The sequence below is a fragment of the Lysinibacillus sp. JK80 genome, from assembly GCF_027557635.1.
Taxonomy (GTDB): Bacteria; Bacillota; Bacilli; order Bacillales_A; family Planococcaceae; genus Lysinibacillus; species Lysinibacillus capsici.
Genome location: NZ_CP058997.1, coordinates 1,430,302 through 1,446,508 on the forward strand (window position 1 = coordinate 1,430,302; position 16,207 = coordinate 1,446,508).

Annotated in this window: 16 protein-coding genes and 1 pseudogene; 5 read left to right on the plus strand and 12 right to left on the minus strand. The window is 37.2% G+C overall.

What is annotated here, in order from left to right:
* Positions 1–24: 24 nt before the first annotated feature.
* The 5 genes and pseudogenes from HXV90_RS07690 to HXV90_RS07710 form a co-directional block, all read right to left on the minus strand.
* Positions 25–2,085: a HAMP domain-containing sensor histidine kinase gene (locus tag HXV90_RS07690; RefSeq protein WP_269898747.1), complete on the minus strand. Its 2,061-nt coding sequence runs from the start codon at positions 2,083–2,085 to the stop codon at positions 25–27.
* Positions 2,063–2,758 (minus strand): response regulator transcription factor, encoded by a 696-nt coding sequence (locus HXV90_RS07695; protein ID WP_048390068.1) that lies wholly within the window; start codon positions 2,756–2,758, stop codon positions 2,063–2,065. The genes HXV90_RS07690 and HXV90_RS07695 overlap by 23 nt, the downstream gene beginning before the upstream one ends.
* 336 nt (positions 2,759–3,094) lie before the next feature.
* Positions 3,095–3,515, minus strand: a pseudogene (locus HXV90_RS07700) (NUDIX hydrolase); the annotation flags it as partial.
* A 495-nt stretch (positions 3,516–4,010) separates the two neighbouring features.
* Positions 4,011–5,201 carry an MFS transporter gene (locus HXV90_RS07705; protein ID WP_373275171.1) on the minus strand — a complete coding sequence of 397 codons (1,191 nt, stop codon included), beginning with the start codon at positions 5,199–5,201 and terminating at the stop codon, positions 4,011–4,013.
* Between the two features lie 5 nt (positions 5,202–5,206).
* Positions 5,207–5,605 carry a MarR family winged helix-turn-helix transcriptional regulator gene (locus HXV90_RS07710; RefSeq protein ID WP_004269373.1) on the minus strand — a complete coding sequence of 133 codons (399 nt, stop codon included), beginning with the start codon at positions 5,603–5,605 and terminating at the stop codon, positions 5,207–5,209.
* Positions 5,606–5,772: 167 nt separating this feature from the next.
* Here HXV90_RS07710 and HXV90_RS07715 point away from each other — a divergent pair, with 167 nt between their 5' ends.
* A complete protein-coding gene (locus HXV90_RS07715; RefSeq protein WP_269898748.1) occupies positions 5,773–6,327 on the plus strand; it encodes a DJ-1/PfpI family protein in 555 nt (184 codons plus the stop codon).
* Between the two features lie 35 nt (positions 6,328–6,362).
* On the opposite strand, the gene HXV90_RS07720 is transcribed toward HXV90_RS07715, so the two are convergent.
* The 5 genes from HXV90_RS07720 to HXV90_RS07740 form a co-directional block, all read right to left on the minus strand.
* Complete coding sequence (locus tag HXV90_RS07720) at positions 6,363–6,692, minus strand: DUF3889 domain-containing protein (protein ID WP_112117750.1); 330 nt, start codon at positions 6,690–6,692, stop codon at positions 6,363–6,365.
* Positions 6,693–6,747: 55 nt separating this feature from the next.
* Positions 6,748–6,879: a hypothetical protein gene (locus tag HXV90_RS07725; protein WP_004269370.1), complete on the minus strand. Its 132-nt coding sequence runs from the start codon at positions 6,877–6,879 to the stop codon at positions 6,748–6,750.
* Positions 6,880–6,893: 14 nt separating this feature from the next.
* A complete protein-coding gene (locus tag HXV90_RS07730; protein ID WP_004269369.1) occupies positions 6,894–7,118 on the minus strand; it encodes a hypothetical protein in 225 nt (74 codons plus the stop codon).
* Between the two features lie 126 nt (positions 7,119–7,244).
* Positions 7,245–8,081: a type II pantothenate kinase gene (gene coaW, locus HXV90_RS07735; protein ID WP_036076313.1), complete on the minus strand. Its 837-nt coding sequence runs from the start codon at positions 8,079–8,081 to the stop codon at positions 7,245–7,247.
* A gap of 636 nt (positions 8,082–8,717) precedes the next feature.
* On the minus strand, positions 8,718–9,452 hold the full coding sequence (locus HXV90_RS07740; RefSeq protein WP_004269367.1) for an SDR family NAD(P)-dependent oxidoreductase: 735 nt from the start codon (positions 9,450–9,452) through the stop codon (positions 8,718–8,720).
* 214 nt (positions 9,453–9,666) lie between these two features.
* Between HXV90_RS07740 and HXV90_RS07745 the strand changes: the two genes are divergently transcribed.
* Entirely contained in the window at positions 9,667–10,488 is an 822-nt protein-coding gene (locus tag HXV90_RS07745) for a squalene/phytoene synthase family protein (protein WP_082148098.1), read from the plus strand.
* 41 nt (positions 10,489–10,529) lie between these two features.
* Here HXV90_RS07745 and HXV90_RS07750 read toward each other — a convergent pair whose 3' ends face one another.
* Positions 10,530–11,018, minus strand: a complete 489-nt coding sequence (locus HXV90_RS07750; RefSeq protein WP_259948631.1) for a metal-dependent hydrolase — start codon at positions 11,016–11,018, stop codon at positions 10,530–10,532.
* Positions 11,019–11,174: 156 nt separating this feature from the next.
* On the opposite strand from HXV90_RS07750, the gene HXV90_RS07755 reads away from it, so the two are divergent.
* Complete coding sequence (locus HXV90_RS07755; protein WP_269898749.1) at positions 11,175–12,407, plus strand: ferredoxin reductase family protein; 1,233 nt, start codon at positions 11,175–11,177, stop codon at positions 12,405–12,407.
* Between the two features lie 37 nt (positions 12,408–12,444).
* Here the strand turns inward: HXV90_RS07755 and HXV90_RS07760 are convergent, their stop codons facing one another.
* Entirely contained in the window at positions 12,445–14,475 is a 2,031-nt protein-coding gene (locus tag HXV90_RS07760) for a methyl-accepting chemotaxis protein (RefSeq protein ID WP_269898750.1), read from the minus strand.
* 194 nt (positions 14,476–14,669) lie between these two features.
* On the opposite strand from HXV90_RS07760, the gene HXV90_RS07765 reads away from it, so the two are divergent.
* Together HXV90_RS07765 and HXV90_RS07770 are read left to right on the plus strand one after the other, a co-directional pair.
* Positions 14,670–15,296 (plus strand): nitroreductase family protein, encoded by a 627-nt coding sequence (locus HXV90_RS07765; protein ID WP_036076309.1) that lies wholly within the window; start codon positions 14,670–14,672, stop codon positions 15,294–15,296.
* A gap of 350 nt (positions 15,297–15,646) precedes the next feature.
* Positions 15,647–16,144 (plus strand): hypothetical protein, encoded by a 498-nt coding sequence (locus tag HXV90_RS07770; RefSeq protein ID WP_004269361.1) that lies wholly within the window; start codon positions 15,647–15,649, stop codon positions 16,142–16,144.
* Positions 16,145–16,207 lie beyond the last annotated feature (63 nt).

Sequence of the window (16,207 nt, forward strand, 5' to 3'; positions counted from 1 at the left end):
CATGTATCCTATTCCTTTATTACATTATTCATTTGGAAATTTCGGTAGGTAAATCATGACCTTAAATAAATCACCATCTACTTGAACTAAGAATTTGCCATTCTGGATGTGAATAAGGCTTTCAGCAATCGACAACCCTAATCCGCTACCTTGACTTGATCTTGATTCGTCACCTCGTTTAAAGCGTTCCATTAACTCATCAACTGAAATATTTAATTCATATGCTGAAATATTTTTAAATGTCACAAGTATTTCATTCTCTACATCTTCAACACCAATATATACCCTTGATGTAGGCAGTGCGTATTTAAAAATATTCGAGAATAAGTTTTCGATGGAACGCCATAGGAGTTTACCATCAGCCTTCACATACACTTTTTCTGTTGGATGGGCTAACTTAAAATCTAATGAAGAGGCTTCAATTTTTTCATCCATTTCTCCAATTCCTTGCGTTAGTAATGAGACGATATCAATCCGTTCTAACTGAACAGGTATACTACCACTTGATGCTTTAGCCGCTTCAAATAAATCATCCGTTAAAAGCTTGAGTCTTTTCGATTTTTGATCTAACACATCTACATATTCTTCAATCATTTTAGGATCGTTTTCTAATTTCAATAAATCAACATACGTAATAATTGACGTTAAAGGCGTTCTAATATCATGCGAAACATTCGTAATAAGTTCTGTTTTTAAACGCTCACTCTTGATTTCACTATCCACTGCCTTTTTTAACCCATCTGTAATACGGTTAATATTTTCTGCAAGTTGATTAAACTCCCCTTTTCCGTCAACTTCAATTCGATGATGAAGATCTCCATTTTTAATTTGCTCTACGCCCTCTTTAATGCGGTTAAACGACTTCACCTTTCTCATTGCCAACCAGGCAGCAATCCCCATCGTAATAGGAAACATGAAAAACGTAGCCGCTACTACTAATGGATAGCCAATAATTAGCAGCACAATTTTGACGCCTGTACTGCCACTGTCAAAAACATGTTTCAGCAAAATAAATAGCTTTTTGAAAAGTTGATAGACGAGTGTATGCTGAAATAACGTTCTATTTTTAATATGCTTTACGAGTGATAAAATCAATAGTAAGCCAATGATAAAAATAGGCACGGTGAAGAACATGTACATATCACGGAAGACTTCAACAATCATGGCGATCCACATCGCTGTTAAGCAACCGATAAGCACAATATTAAGATCATTATAAAGTTTATCTATGACATGGAAATGAATTTCTTCTTCATCAAATGGCGTTCTTCCAATAACTATGATTAAATACACAAAACATAAAATAAACCCTGCTAGAAATACTATCCATTCATTCAGAAAACCTTGGGCAGCCGCTTTATCTTTTTCCCATTCCGATATTTTTTGCTGGAGGTAAGAATTTTTAAACCCCACATAAATAACATCTGTTTGTGGGTTCAACATGTTAACTTCGTGTGTAAAGTAATCCAAGTATTGACTTTCTTTCACTTCATTTGGGTAAAGTTTTTGTTGATAATCTTCAAATAACATATAGGCATCAAAGGATTCAAATTGCTCTTTCTTTGTGAGATCACTATTGGAGAACTTATGTTCACCGTCACTCGCATAAAACACAATTCCTTCATAGGCTTCGAGCGAACTGCGTAATTGATAAAAATTTCTTACCTGTTCTGTCATACTTTCTTCTCTTGTTCTAGCAATGTCTTTTGCATATTTTTCCTGATAGATGTGCTTATTTTCCTCTTCACTCAAATTAGGATTATATCTGTAAGAATTGCGAAAATCATAATATAATTCCTCTTCGATTCTTCTATTATCCTCTTCTGTTAGTGTCTTCCCACTTAAAATATATTCTTCACTTTTGTATTTTCCGATTAATTGCGCTAAAGGAGCAATAATGCTGTAACTTTCATCTGCGAATGCTCGACTTTCAAAATAGTTATCTTGATTTATACTACTAAGATGAATCTCATTAAATTCCATGTTAATCATTACTCTCGCTATACCAGTTAAACAAGCGACAGCAATTAGAAACACAACTACTTTCGTAATAAGTGCATGACTAATACTTCTCAACTTTCTCAACCTTATACCCAACTCCCCATACAACTTTTAAATACTTCGGCTCTTTTGGATTAATTTCAATTTTTTCTCGAATCTTTCGAATATGAACCGAAACCGTATTTTCAGGATTAATAGCCCTGACATTCCATACCTTTTCATAAATTTCTTCAATCGTGAATACTCTTCCAGCATTGGCTGTGAGAAGCTTTAAGATTTTATATTGCACTGGTGTCAAATGAACCTCTTGTTTATCAACAGTAATGATTTTCTGTTCATCATCAATCACAAGACCACCCGTTTGAAATACAGCACTACTCCTCTCAAGACTTCCAAAGGTCGTATACCTTCTGAGCTGCGATTTCACTCTAGCCACAAGTTCTAATGGATTAAACGGCTTGGCCATATAATCATCTGCTCCGATATTTAATCCCAGTATTTTATCATAATCCTCTGATTTAGCAGAAAGCATAATTAACGGAATCATATTATCTTGCCGAATCTTCATCGTCGCCGTAATCCCATCCATTTTGGGCATCATAATATCCATAATAATAAGATGAATAATGTGATCTCGAATAAGATCGATTGCCTCTATCCCATTGTAAGCTTTGAATACTTGATAGCCCTCATTTTCTAAATAAATGCTAATAGCCCTAACAATTTCTTTATCATCATCACAAATCAAAATGTTCAACTACATTCACTCCTCCACCGCTTTAGGTTCATGTCAATCACCCCTATAGGATTCGTATAAGGATATAATACTAATTAAATCTTAACAAACTCAGACATCAATTCTTAAGATTTTCTTAGTGTTTTCCTTTATGCACACTTTATGTCAAATACAAATTCGAAAAAATCGAAGAATACATAAAAAATGGAGAGCTGGTTTGAGCGGCTCTCCTTTAATCGTCAAATATACAATTCATATTATTCAGCTTGAGATTTCAATCAAAATAGGTAGGTAAATATAGATTATTTAAATGACGAAAAGCTAATTTTACTTGTGATTCGGTATTTCTAGCCATTGAGATGGTGGCTGAGGGTAGCACTTCTTATCAAATACACTTATGAGTTTGATTGCTTTTACATCAAATCCCGATTCTTCTTTCGTTTCTTTGATTGCTACTTCACTAGGTGTAAAGCCGATGTCGCCCCAGCCACCTGGTAATGACCAATCACCATCCATTTTTTCTTTAACCATTAATATTTTATTGTCCCTAAAAACCACCGCCCGAATATCTATTTTTGGGGTCGCATAACCCGTCTCATTATCAAATAAATCACGTATAACTGTCTTATCGATATCTGTAGGGTGTGCTATAATGCCAACGCTTATTTCTCTTAATGATTCAAACCCTTTCCAAGTCATAAATATCCTTCGAATAAGTTAGTCCTGCCTGTGCAATTGATTGTGGCTGTTTTGCCCACTCAAGCCATTTAGGTTCCATATATTTTGTTTCCCAAAAATTATTGTAATCAATGACAATTAAATTTACATTATTTGAAAAAAACCGTTTATCCATGTTATAATTCTTAGTGAAGATGTATATAAGTAAATAAGACCATTGGTGCTGGAACACCAATGGTCCTAGTAACAAGATGAATCGCTTCAAAGGCGATTTGCAAAGTGATGAAAGTAAACCATCTCACATGCTGGCGAGGCAGGGGCGGTTTACTTTTTTTGTGTAAAAGTAAATGACAATGCAAGTACAGAAACAATAAGTGTTGAAAGACTTATCGCAACCATTATTGCTTCAAAAATAGTCAAAGGCATCAACTCCTTTCTCTTCCATAAGTTGAATGAGATAGGTTAATATTGTGCCAACCGCCCATGAAACCTCTATCTAGTTACTCTCTTATTATACCATATTTTGGTCTAAAACGGCCACGCTACATGATTGCCTATAATCATAAAAACAGTTGGGACAGGCCCAACTGTTTTACTATATATTCACTATTTTTTTCGGTTTCATCTTTGCAAGTCGTAATAGATAAATAATAAAGACAACCCCTAGTAAGCCTGCACCTGACAAGTAAACTGAAGCATAGCCTGCCTGCACGGCTACCATTCCTAAAATATAAGAACCTAGTGCGATTCCAAGGTCAAACATCGTAAAATAGGTTGCTGTAGCATAGCCACTTCGCTGGATGGCTGTGGATTGAACGGCTAATGCTTGCAAGCTTGTCGTCACAGCACCATAGCCGAAACCTACAAAAATAGCAGCACTCAAAAATAATACGGGCCCCTCTACAAAAGCGAGCATAACGAGCCCGATGGCGAAGGAGATAATGCCGGGAATAATAACAAATTGTGGTCCCTTCGTATCATAAAGTTTACCTGTGTACGGACGCGTAATTAACATGGATGCAGCAAACACCGCATAAAAAAGACTGGCCACAGCCATTAAATCCTTTTGCTGTGCATAGACCGATAAAAAGGATAAAACACTGGCATACGAAAAGGCTACTAAACTAGCAATCGCAGCAACAGGTAACGCTTTTCGCTCAAACAAATCATCAAATTTAAAGGTTAGTTTTCCTTCATGTGCAGGTTTCGGTAAATCATCAGTATTGACCGTTAACGCTAGAATTCCTCCTGCTAGAATACAGATACTCATAACGATGAACAATACGTTAAAGGTACTATATTGTATTAATAATAGTCCGATAAATGGACCAATAACGACAGCTAGATTTGTAGACATCGTGAAATAGCCAAGGCCTGCTCCTTTTCGTTTAGCTGGAACGATATCAGCTGCTAAAGATCCTGCAGCTGTTGTAATAATACTAAAGAAAATCCCTTGTATAAAACGTAGACCAAGTAAAAGGCCGAATGGATGAATAAATAAATATAAGACGGTACATATAAAATAGCCCCCGATTGAGAGGACTAACAGTTTTTTCTTACCAAATACATCCAACAGTTTTCCTGAAAACGGGCGTACAATGATAGCTGACAATAAAAAGCCAGACAATAGAAGCCCTGCCTCCTTATCTGTCTGATGTAGCTCCCCTATTGCATAAAGCGGCAAAGTCGTTACAAGTCCATAAAATACAAAAAAAACTGAGATATTCGTTAAAAATAGACTAATGAAACGCTTCGTCCATATTTGTGTATTCTCTTCTTGCTGCATGTCCATCAACCTTTCATTTTTTCCAATAGCTTCAGAAATTGCTCTTGTTCTTCAGCAGTTAAAGAACCTACCATTTCCTCCTCAAACGCTCGAATAGTCGCTGTAATGGCTGGTAGGCGCTCCTCTGCTTGTGTGGATAAAGTCACTATCTTTTCTCGTTTATCCTCACCATCTAATCGTTGTACCCAGCCCAATGCCTCAAGCCTTGTAATCGCTCTGGTGATACTTGGCGCTTCCACATTTAAATATTTCCAAATTTGCGTCAATGTCATCGGTCCATTTTTATGTAAGCAATATAAAATGGTCCACTGAGAACTATATAAATGATGCTGCTTCAGCACTTCATTTAAGCAATTAGTTAAATAGCGATTTTTTTGGAATAAAGCATGGAAAATTGGATTCATCACTATCTACCTCCTAAAATTATTTACCTAGCTAAATAAATACTATACGCTTCATTTTTTTCTTTGTAAAGGAAGTAATTTGCCAAGATGGCTTGACCAGCAGCAGGAAATTTTTTGCATGTGTCGAATAAAAGTTAATAAACTTTCAATGTAAAGGAGATGGAATCATGGGGAAAAAAGTTTTAATACTTGCCGGAGATGCCGTAGAGGCTTTAGAGATTTTTTATCCTTATTATCGTTGTCTTGAGGCAGGCTATGATGTCACAATTGCAGCACCATCAGCTAAGAAATTACAAACTGTACTACACGATTTTGTAGATGGCGTCGATACATACATCGAGCGACCTGCCTATGGTTTAGAGGCACATGCTTCTTTTGCTGATGTTGATCCAACCCATTTTGATGGATTGATTATTCCTGGTGGTCGTGCGCCAGAATACATTCGTTTAAATGAGCATTTGCCACCACTCGTATCCCACTTTTTCGAAACGAATAAACCGATTGCAGCCGTTTGTCATGCAGCACAAATTTTCGCAACGATTCCTGAAGTGCTAAAAGGACGTGAGCTGACAGCCTATATTGCTTGCAAGCCAGAGGTGCAAGTGGCTGGCGCTACTTATATTGATGCCAATCTTCATACAGATGGCAATTTAGTAAGTGGACATGCATGGCCTGATTTACCAGGCTTGATGCGTGCGTTTATTCAAAAGCTTGAAAGTTAAATGAATGAGGATGCCTTTTCTGGGCATCCTTTTTTTCATGACGTACTTTCTTGTAATTCAATTTTTTCTACCTTTTGTGTTGCACTTTGATAACTAATTCTTACATAGACACCAAATTCCTTATCGGGTTGCTTGAGCCAGAGCTTAAACTTTTCGATTGTTGACGCCCCATGTACTTCTTTTCCCTCATGCAAATAATCAATAATTTTGGCTGAAGGATATTTTGCCTTTACCTCTTTGATGGCCATTTGTCCCCATTTGGCATAGGCTGGAGGTGTTTCTTGTTGTGCATTTGCGACCATTGCTGTTTGTATGAACACAGTAAGACAAACAAGCACAATCCCAAGTAAATATAACTTCCTCACTTGAATCACTCCTTTAAAAAAATAAGCGCTCCAAAAGCTTTGGAGCAGCTTGTCTTTATTGCTTTGGCTGTTGAGGGTTATTATGAATGACTTGGTTAAACTCTGCAGAGTACTCTTCACGATCATTCTTTTTATGTGTATCTTCCTTCTTTTTCTTTTTAAAGCTTGTTTTTCTCTTCTTTGCCATGATTTGTACCTCCGTTATTTCGTTTTATTGGACTGCTGGTTTTTATCATGATTCGTTTTATTGTTTTTATTTTTAGCTTTTGCATCAAATTCTGCTGCGAATTCTTCGTTTAAGTTGTCATTCGGATTGTTGTTATTGCTATTACTTCGATCAAGATCCTTACTTTTGTAGGTACCAAATGGATTATGCGTTCGCATATTCATGGTTTTACTGTTATTTCGATTATTACGTTTCCCCACGTAACATCACCTCCTGCACATAATTTGTTCAAATTGAGGCGTTACTATGTAGGTCAGTTTCTTCGCTAATTGTAAAAAAATGAACATGACTAATATGTATTAGTCATGTTCATTCATATTTCGTCCCTAGACAATTGTATATTCTGTAATGTTGAGTAATGCTCCGACAGCGCCTGAAAAACCATGATCGTTAATAAAGACAGGTGTATGCTTTTTCGTACGTGTATAATTTGCAATCACACGGGCAAGATGAGCATTATTGCTGAGAGTTGATCCAATATAGACAATATGCTGAGCCTTTTTTTCTTCCGCATATTGAATGCTAAGCGTGGTAATAACTTCACCTACTAGACCCTGAACAGTCGCTATAATATCCTCTGCAGGATGTTTCATGGACTGGGTAATGCCTACTTTCCCAAAATTACTTGCAGTTAAATGACCATCAATAGGTGTATCCATGCCCTGATAAATGTCCTTAACTAATAAATCAATGCTCTCACGATGGCCCTTGTCAGCCATTTCTCGTATTTCATTGTAATCTGTAATCCCTGTTGTAAGCGCTGACAATCCAATTAACGTCCCACCACCAACGCCTGTCCCGCCAACGCGAATATGGGTATTGCCCTCCATGTAATGAATGGAAGTGCCTGTCCCGATATTAGTAATCATGCTACGCTCAAAAAAGTAGCCTTCTTTATTTAGTAAAAATCGGACACCCTTTAATGTTGCTTCAAATTCCACTATATAATGAATCGATTTCATTGTTTTAATGACATCAAGTAATTGCTCTGTACGTCCCCCCGTAACACCAATATCCTCAATATCTGGATGATCGATAATCCATTTTTTTACAGATTGCAGATCATTAGACGGAAAGGTTGTTAAAACAAGTTCATTGTGTTGATCTAAATAAGCAACCTTTGTCAATGTGCCTCCTGCATCAATACCTATAGCCTTTGGCATACAATTCTCCTTTGTTTTTATTACGCAACTTTGTCATATAATGATTGCAGTTTACGCGAAGATTAAGGCAACTATTAAAGTACATGCCCTCTTTGGTACGAAGGATTTTGCAAGGAGTTTTGTGTGCCAAAATCCTGACCAATTAATTTGTTCGTACAAAAGCTAAACGCTCAGTACAATCCCCCAAATTGTGTAATGACATTTTCGCCCTTTCTAAACTTTAACGCTGTTGAAATGATTGTGCAATAACTTCGTAAACTTTCATGAAAAAATCATGGAAAATATCAAATTTTTTCTATATGATAGCTGAATTTTAATGCATTTCTAAAGCTTTATTATCATTCTACTAAAAAAATAAAGCTTTGTTAAAGCATAATGCTGTTTTTGAAATTTAACGAATATTCTAAAGCGGAATATGAAGATTTATATAAACAGATTCCAGGAGAGCACTCATTAGTGCTTGAAATGAAGAGATTAGCTATGCACGATGCCTATCATATTAAGGCGCTTTGGGTGGTTCATGAAATAGTGATGGGAGAGTCCAAATCGGACGTTCCACTATTTAAATCTTGAAATGTAAAAAAAAGTGAAAATGCACTGCTTGAACAGGCACTTTCACTTTCCTAAAACGATTAATTAGCGTGCTGAATAGCCACCATCAATGACAAGCTCGGCACCTGTAATGTAAGAAGCTTCATCAGATGCTAAAAATAAAATAGCATTCGCTACTTCTTCTGGTTGGCCAAGGCGACCCATTGGTGTTGCTCTTACTAACATATCCATTGCTTCTTTTGCTTCTGATAATTTAGCAGTCATTGGTGTTTCAATGACACCAGGGAATACTGTATTGACACGAACATTGAAAGCACCAAGCTCTGATGCCGCTGCACGAGCAATCGCACGTAAAGATCCTTTAGAGGCTGTATAGGCATTAAAGCCAGCGCCAATAATTGCTGTGTAAGAGGATGTATTAACGATAGAGCCTTTCCCAGCTTCTTTCATATAGTTAGAGGCATGTTTAATGCCCAGGAAAGGTCCAAAGGCATTGATATTATGCATGATTGACCAATCCGCTTGTGTAATTTGATCTGGTCCTTTTTCGGAAGAAATACCAGCATTGTTAATTAAAATATCAATGCGACCATATTTCTCCACAATGGCTTTCGTCACTTCTGCCCAGTTTTCGTCAGAGGAAACATCTAATTTCATCCCCTCTACATGGTCAAGCTCAGAAATTTTTGCTAGGTTATCTTCATTAATATCAGCTGCAATTACCGTAGCACCCTCTTGGGCAAACAATTTCGCCATTGCTGCACCCATACCAGATGCGCCACCAGTAATCATCGCAATTTTGTTATCTAAACGTCCCATTTTTCTAAACTTCCTCTCTTCTGTAATGTGGTTTAACTTATACTTTCGTCCACAATGAAAGTATAGGTTTAAATAGTTTACTATTAAACTATATCACTTTTAGGAAACGTTTTCAAAGAATATCTCTCTAAATATGAACAATCTGTTTTATCTTTCCCTATTTTTACGATACGATATACTATAGATGTGGAACCATTTGAACGGAGGAATACAAGTGAACGAGCAAAAAAGACTTTACAAAGAAGCGATGCAGGTTTTGAAAGATACAAGCCGCACGTTTTATATACCTATTACATTTTTAAAAAATGATTTAAAGATATCAGTGGCTGCAGCCTATTTAGCAATGCGTGCTATTGATGAAATTGAAGACCATGAAGAACTTTCTAATGATGTAAAATTTGATTTACTGTCAGCTACGAGTGAATTACTAAAGGACAATTTCAATAACGAAGCCTATCAGTCATTACTTGCACCTTATGCAGAGCTATTACCTGAAGTATCCCTTCGTTTAGCAGATTGGCTGACATTTTGCCCTGAGGAATCTAGAAAAATTGTACAGGCTTCCACAAGTGAAATGGCTTTTGGGATGGCAAAATGGGCAAAGGCGAATTGGCAGGTCCGCACACGTGAGGATTTAGACGATTATACATACTACGTGGCTGGGCTTGTAGGGACGATGCTGTCTGAGCTTTGGGCATGGGGTGCAGGCGTTCAAACGGATCGCGAGCTAGCAATAGGCTATGGCCGTGGATTGCAGGCTGTCAACATCTTACGTAATCAGCATGAGGATTTAGATGAACGTGGTGTAAGTTTCGTACCAGAGGGATGGACACGCGAGGATTTATTTGCGTATGCAGAAGAAAATTTAGCCAAAGCAGATTTATATATGAAGGATATCAATAAACGTACTATTCTGCTATTCTGTCGCCTACCACTTGCCTTAGCGCACAAAACACTAAAGGCAATGCAAGAAGGACGAGAAAAAATGACTCGTGCTGAGGTAGAGCAAACTGTTGAAGAGGTACAGGCAGACTAACATGAAAAGCCCCAGTAAACGATTACTGGGGCTTTTCTTATTTATATCGCATCAATAAATCTTACAATTAATTCATAGCTGAAATAGATGGATAGCATCGATAACAACATCAGTACGATACCTTCTACCTTGCTACCAGTTTTCGTTGTAAGTGGAAAACGAATGGAGACAGTCGCAGGGAAAAATAGTTTAACCCCTTTTTTTGTACACATATCAAGTATGATATGACTAGCCATCCCGATAATTATTCCAATAGATATCGCTCGATAGGGAATCAACATATGTAATAAAACCATCATGCTTATTAAAAACAACAAACTATGTGTAAAGGAACGATGTCCAAATACTGTAGTCACTAGCTTCGCGATGAGGGGAAATGTTCGACCTATTTTACTACCTCTATGACAAATATCTGGAAGTAATGCACCAATAACTCCCGCACCAACTAAGACAAGTGGGTTATCATTTGAAAACTGCGCAAAGGCAAGACTTGCTGTAATGCCCCCAACGATATGGGTATTCCCTTGCATAAATTACTTCCACTCCTTTTCTCTTATTTTTCCTTCTTAATGTAACATAATTCGAGACAAAAGGGAACATACATTCCGAACGTACGCTCGAAACTTTTTCCACTCTGATTGTATAGCTAGTTAAATTATGGATAAACATAGTGATGGAGGTTAAATATGAGAGCCTATAAAGGAATACTTTTTATTTTCATCATTTTGTGTGGTAGTGCTTTGCTTTGGTATTTTAGCAAACCGATGGCACCGATTCATCCGTTGAACACACTTAGTCATGTCATTGGTGGCTTAGCCATAACTTGTTTATTTCTTGTATTCTTATTAGCTACACGAATAAAAATGTTAGAGCGATGGTTTGGTGGTCTTGAGCATGTCTATTTTTATCATAAATTACTAGCAATCCTTTCACTTGTATTGATTCTTATTCACGGGCAATTACAAAAAATGATTCCTGATGAAGAGCTAACACAACAAACACCACTCAACGAATTCGCAAAAGATCTTGGCGAGCTTGCTCAATACGGCTTTATCTTCCTAATCATTCTTGCCTTTATTGCAAAATTCCTGAAGTACGAGCATTGGCGCTGGCTTCATCGCTTATTACTGGTACCCTATACATTGGGTATTTATCATGCTTATTTTTCTAGCCACTATGATTTATTACAACCCTCAGCTTTAGGGATTTTTACAGCATTAACAACTACGATTGGATTTATGTCAGCCCTTTATATGCTGACAATGTATCAGGATATGTTCTTTCCCTATAAAGGTCAGATTTCATCCATTCAAAGGCTGACTCCTGAGATATTGGAAATTAAGTTGAAGCTTACAAAACAGCTGGATTATCGACCAGGACAATTTCTCTTTCTGAAAGTCTTTCAAGAGGGTATCGAAAAAGCACCACATCCCTTCTCTATTTCTGGAGGGTGTGGACAACAAATCAATCTTACAATGAAAGCTATTGGAGATTATACCAAACAGGTCTCCAACCTTATTCAGGTTCATACAGAGGTTGCTGTAGATGGCCCCTATGGTCATTTTGACTTCGGCAACGGGAATGCACAGCAGCTATGGATTGCAGGTGGTATGGGCATCACCCCATTTCTTGCCTATTTACACACACAGCCTGATAAGAAAATTGACTTATATTATTCTTTTCACGGGCAAGACAATGTCATCTACAAAGATTTTTTAGAGGATTATGCACAAGCAAATGACCATTTTACTGTCACATTTATTGATACAACACAGCGCAATAGACTCTCTGTTGATGAGTTATCCTTTTCTCCACAAACTAGTATTTATATATGTGGACCAGAAAAAATGATCAAGCATTTCAAATCGGCTGCACCTAAGAAAAATATACAATGGGAAGCTTTTTCATTTAGATCTTAAAAAGGTGTACACCTAAATCTAGATGTACACCTTAGCACTAAATCGTGAATTTAGTTGCTTCTTCTTGCAGATTTTGAGCAAGTTGTGCTAACTGCTCAGAGGCTACAGACATCTCATTCATTGTCGATGCCTGCTCCTCCGTGATGGCCGATACATTTAATGTATGATCATTTGTTGCAAGTGCCTGTTTGCTAATTGCCTGTACTTTTTCGGTTACTGCCTGCAACTTTTCAAAAGCATCAGATGTCGTTTTGCTTGTCTTTTGCATGGTGTTTTGGAGACCTTCAGTTGCACTGGCAATTGTATCGAAGGTCATGCCTGCTTGTTGAACAGAGCCAATGCCTTGATGAGCTATTTTTCGACTTTGCTCCATCATCTCTACTGCGTCATTCATTTGTTCCTGAATCGTCTGCACAACCTTTGCAATATCTAACGAAGCACGGCTAGTTTGTTCAGCTAGTGCTTTAACCTCTCCTGCAACAACGGCAAAGCCTTTCCCTGCTTCCCCTGCTCGTGCTGCCTCAATGGCAGCATTAAGTGATAGTAAATTAGTTTGGTCGGTAATAGCCGAAATGAGCTGACTCATCTGCTCTATTTGAATCGAATGCTCCTTCAAGCCATTCACCAGATTGGCACTACTGTCAACCTGTGCATGTAGGTGGACAATATCATTCACGAAACCATGTATTTTTTGTGATCCGCCAATAGCGAGTTCAGAGGTTTTTTGTGATTGTTGGACTGCTTCATGTAAATTGTCCATGGCGGTCTTCATATCCCCACCTAGTTGTGTTGTTACACCCTCTAACTCCCCACTCACCTGTTGTTGTGAACTCGTATTTTCTGCCACCTCTTGCATAGAAATCGCAACTTCTGTGACAGTTTTATTGACCTCTTGCACACTTGCCGTTAATTCCTCTGCAGTAGAAGCAACTGTCTCGGTTTCAGCTACAATGCGCTGCATCATCGAACCTAATGCTTCCACAGAGTCATTATAATACTGCGCCATTTCACCAAATTCGTCCTTCGTATGAACGGCCATTTGTTGCGTTAAATCACCCGTAGCAAGATAGCCTAAATGAGTATTCATTGTTTTCACTTCCCCACGGATATAACGAGCAAGGAAATAAATACTAATTGCGATAAGTAAAATTAGAACGACACTGATCACGATTTGCTGTTGAAGCATTGCCTGTATTTCGCCGTAAAGCTCAGTTGTCGGAACCAGTAAAACTAACTTCCACGGCATATCTTGTATTTGCATAAATTGTAAGGTAAAATCACTACCCTGACTGCTTGTATGTATTAACTTTTTTTGATCAGAAATCTGCTCCACAGGCATGTTCAACAACTGCTGGATCGTTTCTTTATTCACTTTATTTACATCAGGGTGCGTTAAAATTTTGCCACTATCATCAATTATAAATGCATAACCACTCTCTCGAATTTTCACGTCAGAAACAATGGATTGAATTGAATCTAATACATAATCCCCTGTAATAACGCCAATGGGCTTAGAATCTTTGACAATTTGTGTACCAAATGAGATAAACATTTCCCCAAGAGCTTCATCAAAATAAGGTGCAGTATGAACTACCTTATTAGATTGGATACTATTGCGATACCATTCTTGCTCGTGAAAATGATAGGCAGGATCTTCATAAGCATCCGTAGAGACAATTTTTTCTTCTTCCTTATAGGCATAAGGCCCGAAAATTTCTCCTTTTGCCACATCCTCCTCTAGCCATAATCCCATACCATACGTTTCCTTATTGAAAGGCAATAGCTGCTGTACGTAGCGAATAAATTGCTCTCTGGTCATCATACTGTCAGCCGATTCTATTGTTGTCTTTGCACTATTTATGAGCTGAATGTGTGCATGCAATTTGCCCTCAACTGAACCTGCAACATCATCCGCTAGTATAGACATTTCATTTTCAATAGAGCTTTCAAGTTCATTGGATACGTTCAAATAGTTAAGGAAGGTCATACCACCTAAAAAAACAGTGATGACAGGAATAAGCATTGCGATTTTTGCCATAATATTTAAATTTCCTAATAGCTTTTTCATTCACCTTCACTCCATATCTATTATTATTGCTCTATTCCATCTCTAGTATAAATGGATTATACCTACAAAAATATGTTTTTTTTGTAACTTTTAAATCCTAGATTCAAGACTCTTTAATTCGAGCAATTTACTTGGAAAATGAATTCATTTATCGTATAGTAAAAAACGCATCATACCACGAAGGAGACAAAATAATGACAGTGACAAAAAGTTCTTTAACTAAAGTTATGCACGAGCGTAAATCCGTTCGTAAATACGATGAAAACTTTAAAATCCCGCAGCAACAATTAGAAGAATTACTTGTAGAAGCAACGTCTGCTCCATCGTCTAGTAACCTACAGCCTTGGCGCTTTTTAGTAATTCAGGATGAAGCGGTCAAAAAAGAGCTACGTGCTATTGCCAATAACCAAGAACAAGTAGAAACTTCCTCAGCAATTATTGCCGTTTTAGGTGATACAAAGATGTACGAAAATGCCGAGGCTGTCTATACAAAGAACTTCGATCTTGGCTATATCAATGAGGCAACAAAAGATTCAATGATTAACAACTCAATCAATCTATATTCTCAACTTCCCCAAGAAGTGTTAAAAAATATCGTTACATTTGATGCTGGTCTAATTTCCATGCAGATTATGCTACTAGCTAAAGACATGGGCTATGATACAGTGCCAATGGGTGGATTTAATAAAGAAGCCTTTGCTCAACGCTTTGAATTAGCTGACCATATCGTCCCAGTTATTTTAATTGCAATTGGTAAGGCAGCCGCACCTGCTTACAATTCTTCCCGCATTGAACTTGAGCACATCGCCAAATTCATTTAATACACGTGAAAATAGTCATCTTACAATGTAGTTAAGATGGCTATTTTTATTTTTTGTGGCATTTCTTGTGCATCTACCATCATAGGATAGTAATGTTTTTGTACGTAATTTTTGAAATTAATAAAACGGAAAATGATTCTCAAAAACTAGCATAATAATGTTCCCAAGGATATTTTTTGCATTTTTATCACAAGGCACTCAAAAAATCATCATTAAAGTCTTAAATAATCAACTTCATTCTAGTACATTTGTGCGATTTCTACTAAATATTACATCTAAATTGTTGTAGCTTAAACACTTGAGGATTGTTATGATTAGGAGGTATTTTCATATGAAGGGAGGTTTTTCTGATGAATTATGACTATAATGATTCTTATTATTACTCAGATTTAGATGCAGCCATGGGTGGTTTATTTTTTATCTTTATACTAGCCGCTCTTGCTATTGGTTTAATTGCCTACATTATTAGTGCACTTATTTATTTTATGACATCTAAAACAAATGGTTTTGGAGATGTAGCCTATATTGCTTGGATTCCCATTATTAATGTATATAGTCTCTTCCTGCTGACAGCTGGTGGGGATACTCGAGAAACAATACGTGCAACAGCTTTAAAAAATACCCTTATTTATGCAGGCTTGATCATTGTTTCGTTTATTCCATTTATCGGTATTCTGGCTTCTTTAGGAGCGGCAGGCTTTACACTGTATTTCACGTATCGCCTATTCTACCGCTGGTGTGGCGAAACAGGTAAGGCAGTATTATACACAATCTTAATGGTAATAACAGGTGGATTGTTCTTTGCCATCTACGGCTTAATGCGTATGAACAGACCTTTCGTTGCTTAATTGTTTAAAACCTCTTTATGCCCTTAGGCTAAAGAGGTTTTTTACGTAATTTCACAGAGTAAT

Coding starts and splice junctions, on each gene's coding strand:
- HXV90_RS07705 (WP_373275171.1), bottom strand. CDS start 5,201: ATGCAGCAAGAAGAGAATACACAAATATGGACGAAGCGTTTCATTAGT.
- HXV90_RS07710 (WP_004269373.1), bottom strand. CDS start 5,605: ATGAATCCAATTTTCCATGCTTTATTCCAAAAAAATCGCTATTTAACT.
- HXV90_RS07715 (WP_269898748.1), top strand. CDS start 5,773: ATGGGGAAAAAAGTTTTAATACTTGCCGGAGATGCCGTAGAGGCTTTA.
- HXV90_RS07725 (WP_004269370.1), bottom strand. CDS start 6,879: ATGGCAAAGAAGAGAAAAACAAGCTTTAAAAAGAAAAAGAAGGAAGAT.
- coaW (WP_036076313.1), bottom strand. CDS start 8,081: ATGCCAAAGGCTATAGGTATTGATGCAGGAGGCACATTGACAAAGGTT.
- HXV90_RS07740 (WP_004269367.1), bottom strand. CDS start 9,452: ATGGGACGTTTAGATAACAAAATTGCGATGATTACTGGTGGCGCATCT.
- HXV90_RS07750 (WP_259948631.1), bottom strand. CDS start 11,018: ATGCAAGGGAATACCCATATCGTTGGGGGCATTACAGCAAGTCTTGCC.
- HXV90_RS07755 (WP_269898749.1), top strand. CDS start 11,175: ATGAGAGCCTATAAAGGAATACTTTTTATTTTCATCATTTTGTGTGGT.
- HXV90_RS07760 (WP_269898750.1), bottom strand. CDS start 14,475: ATGAAAAAGCTATTAGGAAATTTAAATATTATGGCAAAAATCGCAATG.
- HXV90_RS07765 (WP_036076309.1), top strand. CDS start 14,670: ATGACAGTGACAAAAAGTTCTTTAACTAAAGTTATGCACGAGCGTAAA.
- HXV90_RS07770 (WP_004269361.1), top strand. CDS start 15,647: ATGAATTATGACTATAATGATTCTTATTATTACTCAGATTTAGATGCA.